An 18,492-nucleotide genomic window follows, 5' to 3' on the forward strand; every position below is an offset into this window, starting at 1 on the left:
AACTTGAGGAAACTTGGTTGTTACTTAAAGGATTAATACTTGGATTGTGTTGTTTTTGTGCCCAAATTGCGGCGCAAGAATCGGTCACTCTACAATTAAAATGGACGCATCAGTTTCAGTTTGCTGGTTACTACATGGCCAAAGAAAAAGGGTTTTATAAAGATGTGGGTCTTGATGTAACCATAAACCCAGCAGATCTAACAATGCCCGATGCGTTTAGTGCTGTGGCTAATGGCGACGCCGAGTTTGGTGTAGGTCACTCGGGTATTTTACAGGAACGTATAAACGGCCAATCTTTTGTAGCAATGGCGCCTATCTTGCAATATTCACCTTATTGTTGGATGGTCAAAGACACCTCTGATATTTTTCACCCTCGTGATTTTGTAAATAAGCGTATTAGTAAAGTGAGTCACAATGATAGCAATGAGTTAATGGCTATGCTGACTCGCAGCGGAGTTAATACGCGTTTGCTTAGTGTATACAACGGTGACAACCCAAGCCAAGCCTGGATCGAAAACAGGCTCGATGCGATGCAAGTTTATCTATCTACTGAGCCCTACAATATGACTCAAAGAGGTATATCACATCGCCTAATATGTCCTCAGCGTTACGGCATAGACGTTTATGCAGATATCTTATATACCACTGGGAAAATGTTAAGCACATCCCCTGAAACCGTTGAAAAATTTTACCAAGCCAGCCTGAAGGGGTGGCGCTACGCAATGATGAATATGGATGAGGCCATTGCGGTTACCCAAATACTTTACGCACCTAACAAAAGCTTCCATGAATTAGCATACGAGGCAGAAGTATTAAAAGAGTACATTATGCCTGCAACAACTAGCTTGGGGCATATGTCTATTCCAAAATGGCGCCTAATTGCAGACTTGTACGGTATTCACCAAACTGAGTTTGATAAGGTTAAAGCCAGTTTTATTTATAAATATCAGCGACCGGAAAAAATGGAACTATCGTGGATGTTAATTGCAGCGATAATTGTGAGTGTTATCTCTATACCGTTGTATTTGCGCTTAATGTTTAGTAAAAAAATAACCGTTTAATGGCTGTTAATGTTACTGATACAATTGGCTTCCTTTCAATAAATTAAGCTGTTATGACATTAGCCGAGCAATTTACTTCACTTGACTCTATTTTAAAGCGTACTCGCATCTATTGGCAGTGCACCGCTTTTGATTTTGATGCGATCCCTTGGCCTGAACTGCGAGGCATATTAAATAGTTTAACAGATGAGCAAGTAGCAACGCTTGATACCAAGCAGAATGAGTTAATAGACTTCTTTAATCCACACATTAAGTTACTTGATGAATTACAGCTATTATGTAAATTACCTCAGGCAAATACTCCCCGATATGATTACCCTTTTTGGATTAGTAACGGCATAAAAGGGCGTAAATTCGAACAACTCCAAGACTTTGTATCTGCGTTGCCAAACACAAAATTACCGGTATTAGAATGGTGTGCGGGTAAAGGGCACTTAGGTCGTATGCTCGCATTTAACGGTGCCACGCAGGTCAGCAGTGTTGAGTTGCAATCAACATTATGCGAACAAGGCCAAAAAGCAGCACTGCAACAAGGCTTGGCAATGCAATTTAGCCAAGTTGATGTATTAAAAGATGATACTACATCACTTTTTAATACACAGATGCATGCTGTGGCGCTTCATGCATGCGGCGCTTTACATCAGGCTATGATGCGCAAAGCAATAGCTGCAAACGTGCAGCAAATTAGCTTTTCACCTTGTTGCTATCATTTATTCACACCTAACGATTACTTACCAATGAGCGAGCTTGCCAAGCAAAGTCAGCTTAGGTTAACTCATCGTGATTTAAAACTAGCCTTGCAAGAAACAGTAACCGCGCCAACTCGTGTTGATAAAATACGAAAAACAGAACTTGAGTGGCGGTTGGGCTTTGATGCACTCAGGAGATCAATTACTAATGAATTACACTATGTTAGTGTTCCCTCTGTTAATAAGGCCGTGTTCTCAGGTTCATTTAAATCATTTTGTGAGTGGGCGGGCGATAAAAAAGCCTTGAAAATACCGCAAGGTATTGATTATGAGTATTTTTTATCTGTGGGTATTGCTCGAAAAAAGGTCACTGACAGAGTTGAACTGGTTCGACATGTGTTCAGAAGAGCAATTGAGGTTTGGCTTGTGCTCGATCGTGCTTTATATTTGCAACAGCATGGCTATCAAGTAAGTATTAAAACCTTTTGTGAAAAGCAGTTAACGCCTCGGAATATTTTAATTCTTGCCAATACTAACCCTTCAACCAACAACTAGTCGTTTTGGCTTAATAAGAGATGCAATGAGAAAATTAAAAAATTTGTTCGATAATAATAAAAACTGGGCTGCGCGAACAAGCGAAGCGAATCCAGAGTTTTTTAAAATTTTATCTATGCAGCAAAACCCTGAGTACTTATGGATTGGTTGTTCAGACTCTCGTGTACCCGCAAACCAAATAGTTGATTTATTACCCGGAGAATTATTTGTACACCGTAATGTAGCAAATGTCGTTGTACATACCGATCATAACTGTTTATCTGTTATGCAGTATGCGGTAGAAGTACTAAAAGTTAAACACATAATGGTCGTTGGCCATTATGGGTGCGGTGGCGTTCAAGCTGTACTAAGCGATGCAAAGTTTGGTTTTATTGATAACTGGCTTCGACATGTTGGCGATGTAAAAGAAAAGCACATAGATCAACTCAACAGCATTGACGAAGAGCAGCGCTTAAGTCGCCTTATTGAGCTTAATGTAATAGAACAAGTACGTAATGTATGCCGTACCAATATTGTGCAAGATGCATGGGAGCGCGGCCAAGATTTAACAATACATGGTTGGGTTTATGGTTTAGAAAACGGCCACTTACATGATTTAGAAGCCGTTGTTACGTGCGCGGAAGAAGAGTCGGACAGTTATAAGCGTGCAATACAACATGTTTTTAAAAAAGCAGGTTGTGAGTAAATAAATGACAAAAACGGCGGTTGTTATTGGCGCAACAGGTTTAGTTGGGTCTGAGCTTTTAACTGCATTACTCAGTTGCGCTGAGTATAGTCAGGTTGTGGCGATAACACGCCGAGCGTTACCACTTTCCCATCCTCAGTTAACTAATCACGTTATTGATTTTGAAAAGTTGACTCAATACCGCGATTTCTTTAAAGGTGATGTGTTTTTTTCGTGCTTAGGGACAACGCTTAAGCAAGCGGGCTCTGTAGATGCGCAGCGTAAAGTGGATTTTGACTATCAATTTATCGCCGCACAACTTGCAGCATGCAATGGCATAAGCCATTATTGTTTAGCGTCATCAAGTGGTGCTAACGCAAACAGCAATAGCGCTTATTTAAAAATGAAGGGGCAGCTAGAGCAACAGGTTGTGCCATTAGCATTTAATAAAATAAGTATTTTTCAACCGTCGTTGTTAATAGGTGAGCGAGATCACTTTAGATTAGCTGAAAAAATAGGCAGTGTGATTTTACCATTGCTTACAAAAATTGGTTTCCTAAAGCGTTATAAACCTATAACAGGAAAGCAAGTTGCTTTAAAAATGTTAGCGGTGAGCTTAGAGCAAAAAGAAGTGCAACAATATTATGTGCTTGATGAGCTATTTATCTAGATTTTGTTAGACATAAAAAAGCAGCTCAGGCTGCTTTTTTATGTGTTGAATTAATTATTCTGCGTTTGTATTTTCGTTTAGTTGCTGTTCAAGAATAGCGACTTTAGCTTCTAGCTCAGTTAGTTTTTCGCGTGTACGAATAAGTACTTGGCTTTGAATATCAAATTCTTCTCGGCTAACAAAGTCCATCTCAGCAAGTTTGTTTTGTAAAACTTGCTTTGTTTTACCTTCTAGCGTGTCTGCTAAATTTTTTACACCTTGTGGCATATTACTCGTAATTTGCTTAGCAATTTCTTCTAGTTTTGCTGGGTTGATCATAATTGTCCCTTCGGCCTTGCCTAAAATGAATATAACTAATGTTACCTTATACCCACCTCATTTAACACATGATCATGTTTAGGTAATTAATTATGGCAATTGCTATGCCTGTAGTAATGGTTACGTTAAAATTGCGCGTCTTTTAAATCTTTCTGGTCGTTATGAAACTCAATCCAAAACAAGATGAAGCAGTAAAATACATTAGTGGTCCATGTTTAGTACTTGCTGGTGCCGGTTCTGGAAAAACCCGCGTTATTACAAATAAAATTGCTTATTTGGTACAAAAGTGCGAGTACAAAGCACGTAATATTGCGGCTGTTACCTTTACTAATAAAGCGGCTAAAGAAATGCGTGAGCGCGTATTACAAACGCTTGGTAAGCAAGAGGCTAAAGGGTTATGGGTATCGACGTTTCATACACTGGGTTTAGAAATAATAAAAAAAGAATTGAGCACACTCGGCTTTAAACCTGGTTTTTCGTTATTTGACGATCAAGATACCAACCAGCTGTTATCGGAACTCACCGAAGATGAATTGAAAAAAGACAAAGATTTACTCAAACTACTTAAAATGGAAATTGGTAGCTGGAAAAACGAATTAGTATTGCCAGAGCAAGCAATACGTGAAGCGCGTGACGCGCAAAAGGCGTTATTCGCGCAGCTATACGCGCGCTATCAAACACAATTGCGTGCTTATAATGCATTAGATTTTGACGATCTAATAATGATCCCTACGTTACTACTTACTAGCAATGCAACATCTCGTGAGCGTTGGCAGCAACGCTTTAAGTATTTGCTGGTGGATGAATACCAAGATACCAACACCAGCCAGTATCAGCTTGTAAAGCTACTCGTGGGTCAGAGAGCACGCTTTACTGTAGTGGGCGACGATGACCAATCGATTTACTCATGGCGTGGTGCACGTCCGCAAAACCTTGTTCTTTTGAGTAAAGATTACCCCGGACTTAGGCTTATAAAGCTTGAGCAAAATTACCGAAGCGCGCAGCGAATACTTAAATCTGCCAATATACTCATTGCTAACAACCCGCACGATATAGAAAAAAAACTATTTAGTGAATTAGGGTACGGTGAGCCGATAAAAGTTATTGGGTGTCGTGATGAAGAGCATGAGTCGGAGCGTGTAGTTGCTGAAATTATTTCGCATAAATTTATGAAGCGCACCAGCTACAAAGACTACGCTATATTGTATCGTGGTAATCACCAAGCACGTGGCTTTGAAAAGTCATTAATGAGCAACCGCATACCCTATAAAATAAGTGGCGGTATGTCGTTTTTTGCGCGTTCAGAAATTAAAGACATCATGGCGTACTTGCGCTTGCTCGTAAACCAAGACGACGATAACGCATTTTTACGTATAGTAAACACACCTAGACGAGAAATAGGCACGGTAACACTTGAAAAACTGGGCACTTTAGCCAACGAAAAACATCAAAGTTTGTTTGCTACTTGTTTTGATAACGACCTGGGTTACAGGCTAAAAGGGCGTGGTTTTAACGCTTTAGCTGGGTTTGCTCGATGGGTTGTCGAATTGTCAGATAACGCGGTACGCAGTGATACGTTAGAGGCAGTGAAAGACTTAGTGCGTAATATTAATTACGAAGCCTACCTTTACGAATCATCGCCCAGTGCTAAAGCGGCCGAAATGAGAATGAAAAACGTCTCTGAATTATATCGTTGGATCACAGACATGCTAACCGGAGACGCTGACAATGAACCGATGACGCTTGCCGAGGTGGTTAGTAAACTTACACTGCGCGATATGCTTGAGCGTAACGAGGAAGAAGATGAGTCTGATGCAGTTCAGCTACTTACATTGCATGCTTCTAAAGGCTTAGAATATCCGTATGTGTTTATGGTTGGCATGGAAGAAGGGTTATTACCTCATCAGGTAAGTATTGATGAAGACAATGTAGATGAAGAGCGCCGACTCGCTTACGTGGGTATTACGCGTGCTCAGCAAGAGTTAACACTAACTTATGCAAAAATTCGCCGTCAATTTGGTGAAACTTCTGAAACAGAGTTAAGTCGATTTGTGCAAGAGTTACCGCAAGATGATTTAGCATTTGAAAACAAAAAGGCGCCTAGTTCGCAGGCAGAGCGAATGGAAAAAGGGCAAGCCAGAGTCGCAAATTTACGGGCTATGTTTAAAAAGCCTGAGTAATACACAGGCTTAAATAGACTGACTGAGGTGTCCTTGATTTGGCTTAGAGCACGTTAGTGTATGCTGTTTGCCAACAAAATATGACAAGCCATGTTTCTCCAATAAGGCTCTAAAATTAAGAATAGAGGGCCCTTTTGCAATGACCTTCATTTTTTTGAGCTTAGTGATAGGAAGCACACCTTGTAGTTGCAGGTCGTAACTATCTTGTTGCAATATTCGCTTGCTAAAGGTGGAGCTAAGCAATAGATAGTCAAAATTTACATCGGTTAATAGGTTAAGTTCACATCTGTCTTTAGCAAAATTATTTAAGCCAATTGAGTAGCCTAACAAAGATAATTGCTTAAGATTTTCTAGCTGAGTAGCACATGCATGGCGAATTTCTTGCTCATCAAAAAGTAAACAAAGTTGGCTTGGGCCACGTTGTTTATTTAACACATCAACAAATAAAGTAAATTCGTGTTTTTCAAGTAATAAGCAAGAGCATGGTACTAATGCCATTGCTACATTTGCATTTATGGCCTGCGTGTAAGCACACGCTAGCAGTTGCAACTCTACTTTTAAGTGTTGCTCTTTGTCGGTAGCAAACTTTTTCAAAACCTCAAAACTGGTAAACCCTAAAATAGGGTGCTCACCGAACGCTTCAAATAGCGATTCAGATTGCTGTTGCTCGTTTAGTGTAATAATTTCTGAGCTTCTAAAGCTCATTGGCATGACATCAAGATGATGCAGTGCTTTTTGCCCTACATCAGCTATTGATTGAGTGAGTAACGGATGAAACAGCTCGTAACGATTTTTACCAGAATTCTTTGCATGATACATCGCGGCATCAGCATCACGAATAATTTCGTCGGTATGCTTATAGCTTTGTTTTGAGTAGTTTATCCCAATGCTAGCGCCGCTTTGCAGCAAAGTGCCTTTAATATTAAAAGGCTTTTTCATTAAATCGATAATACGATTAGCTACATCTTCGGCCTGTTGTGGTTCAGTTAAATGCGTTAGTAAAATAACGAATTCATCTCCACCTAAACGGGCTAATAAATCATGTTCACGAATGCATTGTGAAAACAGCTCACTCACATTAATTAAGAACTGATCGCCAGCTTGGTGACCCAGTTGGTCGTTAATATCTTTAAACTTATCTAAATCAATAAACAGAACAGCAAATTGACGCTCTGGAAAACGCTGAAAATGTTGAAGTGTTTTTTCTAATTGGGTTAAAAATAAACTGCGGTTTGGCAAGCTTGTTAACGAATCGTGATGGGCGTCATGATAAAGCTGCTGCTCTATTTTTTTTCGTTCTTCAATTTGCATTTGCAAATGCAAATTAGTTTGTTGCAGTTCTTTTGTTTTTTCGTTTACTCTAAATTCAAGCTCTTGGTGACTTTTAGCTATTGCCTGATTTGCTAGCTTAGTTTGTAAAACAGCCGCTATTTGGTGCGATACAAACGTAATTAATTCGTTATCGTCTTGACTAAAAATATGTTTATTGTTGTATGCTTGGCACACAATAAGGCCAATAACACCCTGCGATGTTTTTAAAGGTGCACCTAGCCAGCTCGTCGCTTTTTGTTTGTTAGGAACGGGGGCTGAACGTTGTACCACGCCACTATTTAATAATGCTTGTGCTTTTTCTGGGTTAATAAGCTGCGTTTCTTCGGTGCTTATTACTAATTCGCTGTAGCCTTTGGCAAACTGACGGGGCTCAGTGTTTTCTTTGTATTCGTCAACACAGTAAGGGAATGTTATCCAACCTGAGTCTCTGTCATATAAAGCAATGTAGAGGTTTTCTGCGTAGGTAATTGTTTTTATTATGCCATGTATTTTAACGTAAGCATCATCAAGGTTTTTAGCTTGAGTGGCGATTTCAGATACTTTAAATAAAATTTGTTGACGTTGCAGCGCGCGTTTACGGTTAGCTACTTCAAGATTAAGTGCATCATTACTTTGAGTAAGTGCTCGAGTGCGAATTTTTACTTCTGACTCTAAATACTCACGTTTTTTTACACGTTCTATCGCCGTTGCTAAATACAGCGACATCACTTCAAGAAGTTGTATTTGCTGGGAGTTATAACTTTGATTTACGTCATAGCTTTGAGCGGCTAACACACCAATAATATTTTTTTCTTGGTACACAGGTACACCTACCCAATGTTCAGCGGGTGTGCCTAGCGCTTTGAATAAGCCGTTAGCAGCAGCGTCTTGCATTTGCTGTTTTGTAAAGTATGTGGTTTTACCTTCTTTAAATACGTAACCGGTAGCACCTTCATCAAAACTATTAGAGTGGTTTAGTGGTACTGCAATGCCATCTTTTTCATCTGAAAAATAAGAAAGCTCTAATGTTTGGCACTGCTGGTTTTGTAAAACGACATAAAAACTTTTACTGGGGACATACTTTTGTAAAATATCGTGTATAGCGGGATAAAGTAGTGTTAACTCTGCAACCGTACTCGCGCGCTCAGAAAGTTGGATAAGCGCATTTTGCAAATGGTGTGATTGCTTGTACTTTTCGAGTAGGGTTTTGAGGCGTTTATTTTGATACGCTAATCTACGCGATGAAGGGAGTTTATCTTCCAATGATGTAACCGATATTATTACTGTATAGTTATTAGACTTATACTTTCACTTTTAGTGCTTAGCGTCAAGCTGATATTCTAATAAAAATAATGGTTAACACGGTATTTCGGGCATAAAAAAAGGCTTAACAAGTTAAGCCTTTTTTATGTATAACTGAGCGTTATTCTGCTGTCATGAAATCGATTGCTGCGCTTATTTCATCGTCAGAACAATCCATGCATGTGCCTTTAGCAGGCATTGCATTAAAGCCGTTAATAGCATGCTCAAGTAGTGTATCTTTGCCTTTGGCAATACGCGGTGCCCAATCGTCTGCAGATTTAGGTGCTCCTAAAGCTCCTGTACCATGACATGCAAAGCACGCAGCCTGATAAACTTGCTCACCAGAGCGAGGCCCTGTAGGCGCAGCAGCTACTGCAGCTTTATCACCTTCAAGGTATACAGCACCAACGGGTGCTAAACGCTTTTTAATTGCATCTTCAGTCATAGAGTTATCATATGGCTGTGCGTATGCTGTAGTTGCTAACACTAATAATGCTAATGCTGTTAATTTTTTCATTTTGCCTTGCTCACTTCGATTTGAACGTGATCAATCACGATATAGATGACGGAAATTACGCCGATTATAACTCTCTGAGGCAATTTATAAAATGCTAAGAGGTATTTTTATTACTAAAAACTGACTACTTTTTGCGTTAGCTCAATAAATACCAGTGGCTTAGCGCAATTTTATTACCCATTGAGCTTGTTCTTATAGTAAGTAAATGCCCATCACGACTATAGTCAGTTTATTTCTAATACGCGATTAACGAGCTTAGCGATCCCGGCATCGGCTTCAATAATTGATTGAGCAAGCATATAAGCAGGTGTAGTCACAATTTTATTGTGCTGGTCAATCACAACGTCATCAACGTCACAGTTTAAATGTGTTGCGCCAAGCGAAGTGAGTGCGGCAGCCGTGTCATTATCATTGCCAATAGTGAGCTTTGCATTATCGTAAATAAATGGAATTAACGCAGGCGCAATACACATATAGCCAGCTGGTTTATTAGCAGTAGCGAATTTTTTACACGCGTTTAATACGTCACTATTAATAGTCGCTTGCGCACCTTTTACAGCAAAGTCACACAAGTTTTTTGCAGCGCCAAAACCACCAGGGACTATTAATGCGTCAAACTCATCAATATTGAGGTAGTTAAGCGCTTTTATATCGCCTCGGGCAATACGTGCAGCCTCAACTAATACGTTGCGTTTCTCACTCATTTCCTCACCTGTTAGGTGATTAATAGTGTGAAGTTGCTCTACATCTGGTGCAAAACACTGGTAGGTTGCGCCGTTTTTAGCTATGTGTAAAAGCGTTAAAATAGCTTCATTAATTTCAGCACCATCGTAAACACCATTTCCAGCTAATAACACTGCTACTTTTTTCATGCTTTTGTGCTCCTTGATTAAATTTATTCAGTCTATAGTTTGAAGTTTAGCACGAGCTAAATTGTCTCTTTAAATTAATTTTTGTGTGAAAATTATCCGCGAAGTAAGTTGCAATGCGGCATATGCCATTTCACAATTAACACTAATAAAAAAAAGTATAAAGGATCGCTATGATCTTCGATCCATTATGCTAGAATACTTCTCCGGTTATTTAAATGGACGAGAATAACTAAAGTAGGTGATGGCATCAGCAGCCATAAAAAACCTTTTTCCACATTGGTTTAAAAATAATAAAAAAAGAACTTCGTATTATCTTTTTTAAATTAAAACATATAGTTAATCATTTTTCTAGGCGTTTAAATATGCTTTGGAAGAATTACTTGTGTCTGTTATCTACATACTTATCCACAGCTTGCTCTTATTTAAATAAAATGCCTAGCATTAATTGATAGTCGTTTTATTTTAACCCTTGTGGCATGCTTACAATTATCATAATTTTTAGCATTTAGGATCCAATTTCACCATGGCTCAGATCCCCGAAAACCCACTTATTTTAGTTGATGGCTCGTCGTATTTATTCCGTGCTTATCATTCTCCTCCGCATCTAACTAATTCTAAGGGTGAGGCTACGGGCGCTATTTATGGCGTTATTAATATGCTTAAAAGCCTGATCAGACAATATGATCCTTCGCATATGGTGGTTGTGTTTGACGCGAAAGGTAAAACATTTCGTAACGACATGTACAGCGAATACAAGGCTAATCGTCCTCCTATGCCTGACGATTTACGCACGCAAATAGCACCTATACACAGTATTATTAAAGCAATGGGTTTTCCACTTATTAGTATTGAAGGGGTTGAAGCCGACGATGTCATTGGGACCTTTGCGCGAATTGCATCTGAACAAAAACGCCATGTACTGGTTTCGACCGGTGATAAAGATATGGCTCAGCTTGTGAATGAGCATGTTACACTTATTAATACCATGACCGACAGTATTTCAGATCCTGACACTGTGGTTGAAAAGTTTGGTGTTGGCCCTGAACTGATCATTGATTACCTGGCTCTTATGGGCGATAAAGTTGATAACATTCCAGGCGTTGAAGGCTGTGGCCCCAAAACAGCCGTAAAATGGTTGCAAAAATATGGATCTCTGCAAGGTGTAATGGATAACGCAGGCGAAATTAAAGGCAAAATTGGTGAAAAATTAGCAAATGCATTAGATCATTTACCTTTAAGTTATGAGTTGGCGACCATTAAGTGTGACGTTGAGGTTGAATCAGATCTTGATACGTTTAAATTACAAGAGCCAAATAAAGACGAGTTAATTGCATTATATGGTGAATGCGAATTTCGTCGTTGGTTAGCAGAGCTGCTAGATAACCCAAGCGATGCACAAACCCATTTAGCGGTTCCATCTGATGAGACAGAATTACCAAAAGTTGAAGAGGCTCATTACGAGACTATATTAACAGAGACGCAGTTTGATACGCTAATAGAGCAGCTCAATAGCGCTGAGCTTTTTGCATTTGATACAGAAACAACTAGCCTCGATTACATGCAAGCGCAACTAGTAGGCATGAGCTTTAGCGTTAAATCAGGCGAGGCGGCATATTTACCGATCGCGCACGATTATCCTGATGCGCCAGAACAACTAAGCCTTGAATTTGTGATGCAAAAGCTTGGACCAATTTTAGCTGACCCTAATAAAGCAAAAGTAGGACAGAATCTTAAATACGACAAAAGCGTATTAGCCAATGCTGGCTATGAACTTAATGGTATTAAATTTGACACTATGCTTGAGTCTTATGTTTTTAACAGCGTAGGTACGCGTCATGATATGGATTCGTTGGCACTAAAATACCTAGGCCATAAAAATATTAGCTTTGAAGATATTGCAGGCAAGGGTAAAAAGCAGCTAACGTTTAATCAAATTGAACTCGAAAAAGCAGCGCCTTATGCAGCTGAAGATGCAGACATAACACTTCGCTTACACGAAGTGCTATGGCCTAAAATTGAGGCGGATGAAAAGCTTAAATCGGTATTTGAAGATATTGAAATGCCATTGGTAAGCGTCATTTCAGATATTGAGCGTACAGGGGTTGCGATAGACAGTAATATGCTTGGCGCGCATAGCCAACGCTTAGGTGAGCGCTTAATTGAACTTGAAAAAGAGGCGTTTGAAATTGCAGGTGAACCTTTCAATTTGAGTTCACCAAAACAGTTACAAGTATTATTGTTTGAAAAGCTAGAGCTGCCAATAATTAAAAAAACGCCTAAAGGTGCACCTTCAACAGCTGAAGAAGTACTTCAAGAGCTCGCTCATGATTACCCGTTACCTAAAGTGATAATTGAGCACCGTGGTTTATCAAAACTTAAATCAACATATACCGATAAACTACCCCTTATGGTTAATGAGAAAACGCAACGTGTGCATACGTCATATCATCAGGCTGTAACAGCAACAGGGCGTTTGAGTTCTACCGATCCTAACTTGCAAAATATTCCAATTCGTTCAGAAGAAGGTCGCCGTATTCGAGAGGCCTTCATTGCTGCTGATGGGTATAAAATAGTGGCAGCAGATTACAGCCAAATTGAACTGCGTATAATGGCGCATCTTTCACAAGATAAAGGTTTACTTAATGCTTTTGCGAATGGCCTAGATGTTCATAGTGCGACCGCCGCAGAAGTGTTTGGTGTTGATTTAGATGACGTAACAACAGATATGCGCCGTAAAGCAAAAGCCGTAAACTTTGGTCTTATTTATGGTATGTCGGCTTTTGGTTTAGCCCGTCAGTTAGATGTTCCACGCCATGAAGCTCAACATTATATTGATAAATACTTTGAACGTTTTCCTGGCGTATTAGAGTACATGGAAACAACACGCGAAAAAGCAGCAGAAAATGGTTATGTTGAAACAATATTTGGACGCCGACTACATTTACCTGAAATAAATGCGCGTAACGGAGCCCGTCGTAAAGGCGCAGAGCGCGCTGCTATAAATGCGCCAATGCAAGGCACCGCTGCTGATATAATTAAAAAGGCCATGTTAAGTGTTAATCAGTGGGTGTATGAGCAAGCTCCAAATACTGTTAAGTTACTCATGCAAGTACATGATGAATTGGTATTTGAAATCAAAACTGATTGTGCAGAGACTTATACTGCAAAAATTTGTGAGCTAATGTCACAAGCTGCTTCACTCGATGTACCGCTAATAGTAGAGGCTGACGAAGGTGAAAATTGGGAACAAGCCCACTAAATTCTACAAACAATAAAAGCGCCGATAGGCGCTTTTTTTATGTGTATTAAAAATATGAGTAACTTATTCTTCAAATTTTTATAAAAAAATTTAGTTAAAAATAGGTTAAAATAGGTAATTATTTATGCTAAATGGTTACATGTTCGTCAATTCTAACTATTAATGCAGAATATGATTGTATTTTTATGCGTGCTTTTGTTAAAGTGCCGCCCGTCCTATTCTGTAGGACATCCTGTTGATGATGCGTCTGTAAAGGTGCAACAAATTGTTAGCAACTCCCCAGTTTGCTATATCGGCCTAATAACCTTTTATTAGGCCGTTTTTTATTATGCGCTTTTCAGTTTTCTTGCTTTATTCTAATGTGATCATTCTTATGCTCAAATGTCGTAGTTATATCGGGTGTTAATTGCGATATTGTAATCTCATATTTTAGTATGGTTTAAGCTATTTCTAAATGATAGTATCCAATGAGATTTCTCTTGATTTATATATTTAAAGGAGTGCGTTATGTTTAAAGCGTTAGCTATTACAGGCCTTTCGTTATCAAGTTTATTTATGTCTAATTTTACCTTTGCCAATTGGCAGTTAGACAACGATAAAAGCCAGATAAGTTTTGTTTCTATAAAAAAAGACACCATTGCTGAAGCTCATCACTTCACTGCGATCGAAGGCAAGCTTAGCGACGAGGGTGAGTTTAATATTCATATAGATTTAGCATCGGCAGAGACGTTTATACCTATCCGTAATCAACGGCTTACAAGCCTGTTATTTGAAGTAAATACTTTTCCAAAAGCCGTACTAACAGCTAATTTGAAACAGTCGTTATCAACAATTAAAAAACCGGGCAGTTACGTGCTAAAAGGAATTAGTGCTGAGCTTGATTTTCATGGCAACAAAAAATCACTCGTAATTGATGTGCTCGTAAATAGCAACAAAAGTGGTGATTTGACGCTGGCTTCATTTACGCCAGTTATTATAAATAGTGGCGACTTTGGTGTGACAGAGGGGGTTAAACAATTACAAGAACTTGCTGGTTTACCTTCTATTGCAACCGCTATCCCCGTTTCATTTGCATTAACACTTAAAAAACAGTGATTTCGCTTAATGAGCTCAGTAAACAGTTAAGTGAGCCGAGTAAGCCCTTTGATAGCTGGCAACCCTCGCATTGTGGTGAGTTGCCGATAGTTATTAACGAGCAAGGTGAGTGGTTTTACGGTGGTAGTAAAATAACAAGGGCGCCTATGGTTAAGTTGTTTGCTTCTGTGTTGTGCAAAGAAGATGAATATTTTTATTTAAAAACACCTATCGAAAAAATTAAAATTACAGTAGTAGATGCGCCATTTATTATTGTTGACTGGTTTTTAGAGCAGACATCTGAAGGTGAGGCATTATGTTGTATTGATAATTTAGCCAGGCAGTGGGTTGTTAGTCAGCAGCTGCCTCTGCAGGTAAAAAGTTATAAAGGCGCTAAAGTGCCTTATTTAATTTTACCTTTTGGCTGTAGTGCACGCATTTCAAGAAGTGTATTTTATCAGTGGGCTGAAAAAGCCGAGTCTGATGAGCTCGGCTATTTTATTCGATCTTCGGGTGAGGCGTTTTACTTAACTTAGCTTGCGGTACTGGTGTCTGAACTACTTTCGTCAGATGATTTGTCTGCTGGCGGTACTGCGATCACGGGGCCTAAAAACCACTCGTCTAGTTTTTTAGCTACTTCTGGTAATCCAGTGCCTTTTAAAGATGAAAATGCATGGACAGTAATATCACCGTCCAGTTCGCTTAGTTCGCGGCGAACTTGTAGTACCTGTGCCTTTCTTGCACCTTGTTTTAATTTATCAGCTTTTGTTAGCAGGGCCAATACTGGAATTTCGCTTCCAATCGCCCAATTAATTAAGTCGCGGTCTAAATCTTTTAACGGATGACGAATATCCATTAAAACAACAATCCCTTTTAAGCTTTGGCGCTTTTGAAGATATTCACCTAGTGACTTTTGCCACTTTTTTTTCATTTCAATTGGTACTTTAGCAAAGCCGTAACCGGGTAAATCTATTAGCCGCATGTTATCAACGTCGGCTAACTCAAACGTATTAATTAATTGAGTTCGGCCAGGGGTTTTACTTGTACGTGCTAATTTTTGATCGGTTAATGCATTTAGCGCACTTGATTTACCTGCATTAGAACGACCCGCAAACGCAACTTCAATTCCCGTATCAGCAGGTAATTTAGTGATGTCTGGAGCGCTTGTAACGAAAGACGCGGTATTATATTTGATACGAGATTTGAGCACAGGCTCTCCTAAAACTTTAAAGTAACGTTAAGTAAACCAAATTTACTTAGGGTGCGTATTTTATACTATAAAGTATGTATTAAAAAGCGTATTTGAGTACCTAAAAGCACTGGCTGTGGTACATTTAAAGCATATTAAAGCTTCACCTTAGTCAAAACCCTGTAAATTATAAGCTTAATATGTGTAGAAAACGTGCCAGAGAATTTATTATCGTGTAGAATATATGTATTGCAACATCATGATTGTAGATGATACAGGGTCGGGAACAGAGAATTCACCATGAAAAAAATAGCACTATCTTTAACAATACTGCTTGGTGCGTTGTCAGCAAGCAACGCAACAGCATTTGATGGCGATGTAAACGCAGGTAAACAAAAATCAGCAACGTGTGCGGCATGTCACGGCCCAGACGGCAATGCGCCGGTTAATATTTACCCTAAAATTGCAGGCCAACACCCAGATTATATCCTCAAGCAATTGCAGGAATTTAAACTAGGTATGACTTCAGGCGGAAAAGAAGGCCGTATGGATCCTGTTATGAGCGCAATGGCAATGCCATTAAGCGAACAAGACATGAAAGATCTGTCAGCTTATTTTTCGTCATTAAATATGTCAGAAGGTTCAACACCTAAAGACGTCGTTGAAGTAGGCGCAATGCTTTACAAAGCGGGTGATGCAGAGCGAGGAATTCCTTCATGTGCTTCATGTCATGGTCCTCGTGGTAACGGTTCATCGTTAGCTAAGTTTCCAAAAGTATCTTTTCAGCACCCAGAGTACATCAAGTCTCAGCTTGAAAAGTTTCGTAATGGTACTCGTAATAATGACCTTAACGGTATGATGGGTGACATAGCTAAAAAGCTAACAGACAAAGACATTGAAGTGCTTTCTAAGTACTTAGGTGGTTTACACTAAAGTCGTATTTATCTAAATTTAGATATCAACTACAGTGTAATATGAAAAAAAAGCAACCTCGGTTGCTTTTTTTTGTGTCTGAAATTGGCGATATTGTCTTTTACTTTGTGAGACATTGACCATGCCAATGTATGGTAAAAGTCTTATTTTAAACGTCTTTTTTTTGTTAAGTTATTGTTATTTAAATAGGCTTTTATTTGAACATAGGTGCAATGTAAGAAAAAAGATATAAACCAGTTGTAACAAAATTATTAACGAGTAAATTAACACTTGTCGCAAAAAACAATAAAAAAATGGAAACAGCTATAAGGACAGTAGCGCGGCACGACTACATAGCACAATGATAGTGCTACTAAAGGAAATACTACAAAAGAGTCAGGATGACCGAAAATAATAAAATAACTCATGGAAGTTTAATAATAAAAACAAAATGGAATGAAACAAGGAACGTAAAAATAATAACAATACGGACTGATAATAATAAAAATAACAAAGACTAAAAAGTCGAAGGGAGAAGTGTCCATTCAATGGCGCTCAGATTAGTAGGCGGTAGAGATGTTTTCTCTACCGCCTTTTTATTTGTCCTGTTACAATACCTACCGTTTAGCAATTTGCTAGTGCGTAATTTTAAAGAGTAGCCCAACCTCTTAAGCGCAAACTGAATTCTTCTGGCTTTGCCAGCATTGCGATGCCTATTAATTTGCGCCTCGCTCAAAACCTCTTAAGTGAGATGATCAAGATATGAGTAGAAAGAAAAAGTCACGTAAAATCCCATCAAATGGACCTGTTCGCTTAAGCCAAGATAAGCTTAAAGAAATGCGTGCGTTAAAAGAGCAGCGTGTTAAAAAAACCAAAGGTGCTAAGCCAGGTTCGCGGAATGCGCCAGATTTGCTTGAAGAACAAAGCCAAACATCGCATTCAGGTTCAAGAGATAAACGTATTGGTAGTAAAAAACCGGTGTCTTTAGTGCCTGTTGCTGCTGAACCAAAAGTAGAAATGAAACGTAATTTAAAACCAGTGGTTGAACTTAAAAAAATAGTTAAGCCAGAGCTTACACCAGAGCAAGAGCTTGAAGAGCTTGAAAATGATGTACGTTTACTTAAGTTGGTTGAGCGTCATGAAGGCGGTGAGATGCTGACTGGAAAAGATGCTAAGTACTTTAATAGTCGCATTGCTCGTCATCAGGTTCTATGTAAGTTATTGGGTCTTGAAGACGAAGATGAGTTTGATGATGAAGATGATTTTGGCGAAGAGAGCAATTCAGACTTCGACCAGTATTTATCAAATGATCTTGCCAGTGAATGGTTAGACGATGATGAAGACGAAGATAAGTAATTAAGGGTATTTAATGAGTACTGCAGTTATCGTGGCTTTATGTTTAGGCGCTATCATTATAGCTGGTTTGGCATTTTATGCGGGTCAGTTGTTATATAAGTTAAGTGCGCAAAAAAAGTTAATAGCTAAAACACAAGCAGAGCAGAAGCAAAAGCTTGCAGCGTCTCGTTTAAAGCGAAATGCTAAGCTTGCCGACAGTATTCATTTAATCGCACGTGCAATGAATGAAGAGCAGTGTGAGTTTTCAGAGGGATGTTTGCGCGTGTGGGTGCTTATGTCGCAATACGGTTTTGAAGACGAACGAGATTTAACCATGCAGTATCCTGGCATTTATAAGATGTACCAGGTGGTAAAAGAAATGCCGACACACGATGCCCGCAAAAAATATTCTAAAAAAGAAATATTTAAGCAAGACACGGCGCGTTGGCGCGCAGAAGAAAGCTACAGTGATGAGATTAAGGCCGATTGCGTTAAGATTATCTCTGAGTTCAAAGCTGCTCCAGGTAGTGAAAACGTAGTTTTTAACTAAATCTCGTACATAACATTAAAAAGCATACCTAGGT

Annotated in this window: 16 protein-coding genes; 11 read left to right on the plus strand and 5 right to left on the minus strand. The window is 39.1% G+C overall.

Annotated elements, in window-relative coordinates; genetic code table 11:
• Positions 1-17: 17 nt before the first annotated feature.
• From ACFI34_RS11330 to ACFI34_RS11345, 4 genes are read left to right on the plus strand one after another with little or no spacing between them, the layout of a single operon-like run.
• A complete protein-coding gene (locus ACFI34_RS11330) occupies positions 18-1,061 on the plus strand; it encodes an ABC transporter substrate-binding protein (RefSeq protein WP_271481133.1) in 1,044 nt (347 codons plus the stop codon).
• 53 nt (positions 1,062-1,114) lie between these two features.
• Entirely contained in the window at positions 1,115-2,305 is a 1,191-nt protein-coding gene (locus ACFI34_RS11335; protein WP_462673565.1) for a methyltransferase, read from the plus strand.
• Between the two features lie 25 nt (positions 2,306-2,330).
• The gene (can, locus tag ACFI34_RS11340) at positions 2,331-2,990 is read left to right on the plus strand and encodes a carbonate dehydratase (protein WP_006793054.1); all 660 of its coding nucleotides are present in this window, start codon (positions 2,331-2,333) and stop codon (positions 2,988-2,990) included.
• A gap of 4 nt (positions 2,991-2,994) precedes the next feature.
• Positions 2,995-3,639, plus strand: coding sequence for a Rossmann-fold NAD(P)-binding domain-containing protein (locus tag ACFI34_RS11345; protein WP_462673566.1), 645 nt, complete (start codon positions 2,995-2,997; stop codon positions 3,637-3,639).
• A 54-nt stretch (positions 3,640-3,693) separates the two neighbouring features.
• Here the strand turns inward: ACFI34_RS11345 and ubiK are convergent, their stop codons facing one another.
• A complete protein-coding gene (gene ubiK, locus ACFI34_RS11350) occupies positions 3,694-3,957 on the minus strand; it encodes a ubiquinone biosynthesis accessory factor UbiK (protein ID WP_006793056.1) in 264 nt (87 codons plus the stop codon).
• Between the two features lie 161 nt (positions 3,958-4,118).
• On the opposite strand from ubiK, the gene rep reads away from it, so the two are divergent.
• Positions 4,119-6,137 (plus strand): DNA helicase Rep, encoded by a 2,019-nt coding sequence (rep, locus tag ACFI34_RS11355; RefSeq protein ID WP_462673567.1) that lies wholly within the window; start codon positions 4,119-4,121, stop codon positions 6,135-6,137.
• Positions 6,138-6,146: 9 nt separating this feature from the next.
• Here rep and ACFI34_RS11360 read toward each other — a convergent pair whose 3' ends face one another.
• The 3 genes from ACFI34_RS11360 to elbB form a co-directional block, all read right to left on the minus strand.
• The gene (locus ACFI34_RS11360; RefSeq protein ID WP_462673568.1) at positions 6,147-8,711 is read right to left on the minus strand and encodes a diguanylate cyclase domain-containing protein; all 2,565 of its coding nucleotides are present in this window, start codon (positions 8,709-8,711) and stop codon (positions 6,147-6,149) included.
• Positions 8,712-8,871: 160 nt separating this feature from the next.
• Positions 8,872-9,267, minus strand: a complete 396-nt coding sequence (locus ACFI34_RS11365) for a c-type cytochrome (protein ID WP_058550559.1) — start codon at positions 9,265-9,267, stop codon at positions 8,872-8,874.
• A 224-nt stretch (positions 9,268-9,491) separates the two neighbouring features.
• The gene (elbB, locus tag ACFI34_RS11370; RefSeq protein WP_462673569.1) at positions 9,492-10,139 is read right to left on the minus strand and encodes an isoprenoid biosynthesis glyoxalase ElbB; all 648 of its coding nucleotides are present in this window, start codon (positions 10,137-10,139) and stop codon (positions 9,492-9,494) included.
• A gap of 523 nt (positions 10,140-10,662) precedes the next feature.
• Here elbB and polA point away from each other — a divergent pair.
• The 3 genes from polA to ACFI34_RS11385 all read left to right on the plus strand — a co-directional run bounded on the left by polA (position 10,663) and on the right by ACFI34_RS11385 (position 15,008).
• On the plus strand, positions 10,663-13,398 hold the full coding sequence (polA, locus tag ACFI34_RS11375) for a DNA polymerase I (protein WP_462673570.1): 2,736 nt from the start codon (positions 10,663-10,665) through the stop codon (positions 13,396-13,398).
• Positions 13,399-13,905: 507 nt separating this feature from the next.
• Positions 13,906-14,493 carry a YceI family protein gene (locus ACFI34_RS11380; RefSeq protein ID WP_462673571.1) on the plus strand — a complete coding sequence of 196 codons (588 nt, stop codon included), beginning with the start codon at positions 13,906-13,908 and terminating at the stop codon, positions 14,491-14,493.
• Entirely contained in the window at positions 14,490-15,008 is a 519-nt protein-coding gene (locus ACFI34_RS11385) for a DUF1285 domain-containing protein (protein WP_462673572.1), read from the plus strand. Before ACFI34_RS11380 ends, ACFI34_RS11385 begins: the two co-directional genes overlap by 4 nt.
• Here the strand turns inward: ACFI34_RS11385 and yihA are convergent.
• A complete protein-coding gene (yihA, locus tag ACFI34_RS11390) occupies positions 15,005-15,682 on the minus strand; it encodes a ribosome biogenesis GTP-binding protein YihA/YsxC (RefSeq protein WP_462673573.1) in 678 nt (225 codons plus the stop codon). The genes ACFI34_RS11385 and yihA overlap by 4 nt on opposite strands.
• A gap of 279 nt (positions 15,683-15,961) precedes the next feature.
• On the opposite strand from yihA, the gene ACFI34_RS11395 reads away from it, so the two are divergent.
• From ACFI34_RS11395 to ACFI34_RS11405, 3 genes are all read left to right on the plus strand, one after another.
• Positions 15,962-16,594: a c-type cytochrome gene (locus tag ACFI34_RS11395; RefSeq protein WP_058403879.1), complete on the plus strand. Its 633-nt coding sequence runs from the start codon at positions 15,962-15,964 to the stop codon at positions 16,592-16,594.
• A gap of 741 nt (positions 16,595-17,335) precedes the next feature.
• A complete protein-coding gene (yihI, locus tag ACFI34_RS11400; RefSeq protein ID WP_462673574.1) occupies positions 17,336-17,929 on the plus strand; it encodes a Der GTPase-activating protein YihI in 594 nt (197 codons plus the stop codon).
• 13 nt (positions 17,930-17,942) lie between these two features.
• On the plus strand, positions 17,943-18,458 hold the full coding sequence (locus ACFI34_RS11405) for a DUF2489 domain-containing protein (RefSeq protein WP_462673575.1): 516 nt from the start codon (positions 17,943-17,945) through the stop codon (positions 18,456-18,458).
• Positions 18,459-18,492: the final 34 nt, after the last annotated feature.

The organism is Pseudoalteromonas sp. PSi26, assembly GCF_054960575.1.

Excerpts from the sequence above, each read along its gene's own strand:
- ACFI34_RS11395 (WP_058403879.1), top strand. The coding sequence starts at position 15,962 with ATGAAAAAAATAGCACTATCTTTAACAATACTGCTTGGTGCGTTGTCA.
- rep (WP_462673567.1), top strand. The coding sequence starts at position 4,119 with ATGAAACTCAATCCAAAACAAGATGAAGCAGTAAAATACATTAGTGGT.
- ubiK (WP_006793056.1), bottom strand. The coding sequence starts at position 3,957 with ATGATCAACCCAGCAAAACTAGAAGAAATTGCTAAGCAAATTACGAGT.
- ACFI34_RS11345 (WP_462673566.1), top strand. The coding sequence starts at position 2,995 with ATGACAAAAACGGCGGTTGTTATTGGCGCAACAGGTTTAGTTGGGTCT.
- polA (WP_462673570.1), top strand. The coding sequence starts at position 10,663 with ATGGCTCAGATCCCCGAAAACCCACTTATTTTAGTTGATGGCTCGTCG.
- ACFI34_RS11335 (WP_462673565.1), top strand. The coding sequence starts at position 1,115 with ATGACATTAGCCGAGCAATTTACTTCACTTGACTCTATTTTAAAGCGT.
- elbB (WP_462673569.1), bottom strand. The coding sequence starts at position 10,139 with ATGAAAAAAGTAGCAGTGTTATTAGCTGGAAATGGTGTTTACGATGGT.
- ACFI34_RS11405 (WP_462673575.1), top strand. The coding sequence starts at position 17,943 with ATGAGTACTGCAGTTATCGTGGCTTTATGTTTAGGCGCTATCATTATA.
- can (WP_006793054.1), top strand. The coding sequence starts at position 2,331 with ATGAGAAAATTAAAAAATTTGTTCGATAATAATAAAAACTGGGCTGCG.
- yihI (WP_462673574.1), top strand. The coding sequence starts at position 17,336 with ATGAGTAGAAAGAAAAAGTCACGTAAAATCCCATCAAATGGACCTGTT.
- ACFI34_RS11380 (WP_462673571.1), top strand. The coding sequence starts at position 13,906 with ATGTTTAAAGCGTTAGCTATTACAGGCCTTTCGTTATCAAGTTTATTT.
- ACFI34_RS11365 (WP_058550559.1), bottom strand. The coding sequence starts at position 9,267 with ATGAAAAAATTAACAGCATTAGCATTATTAGTGTTAGCAACTACAGCA.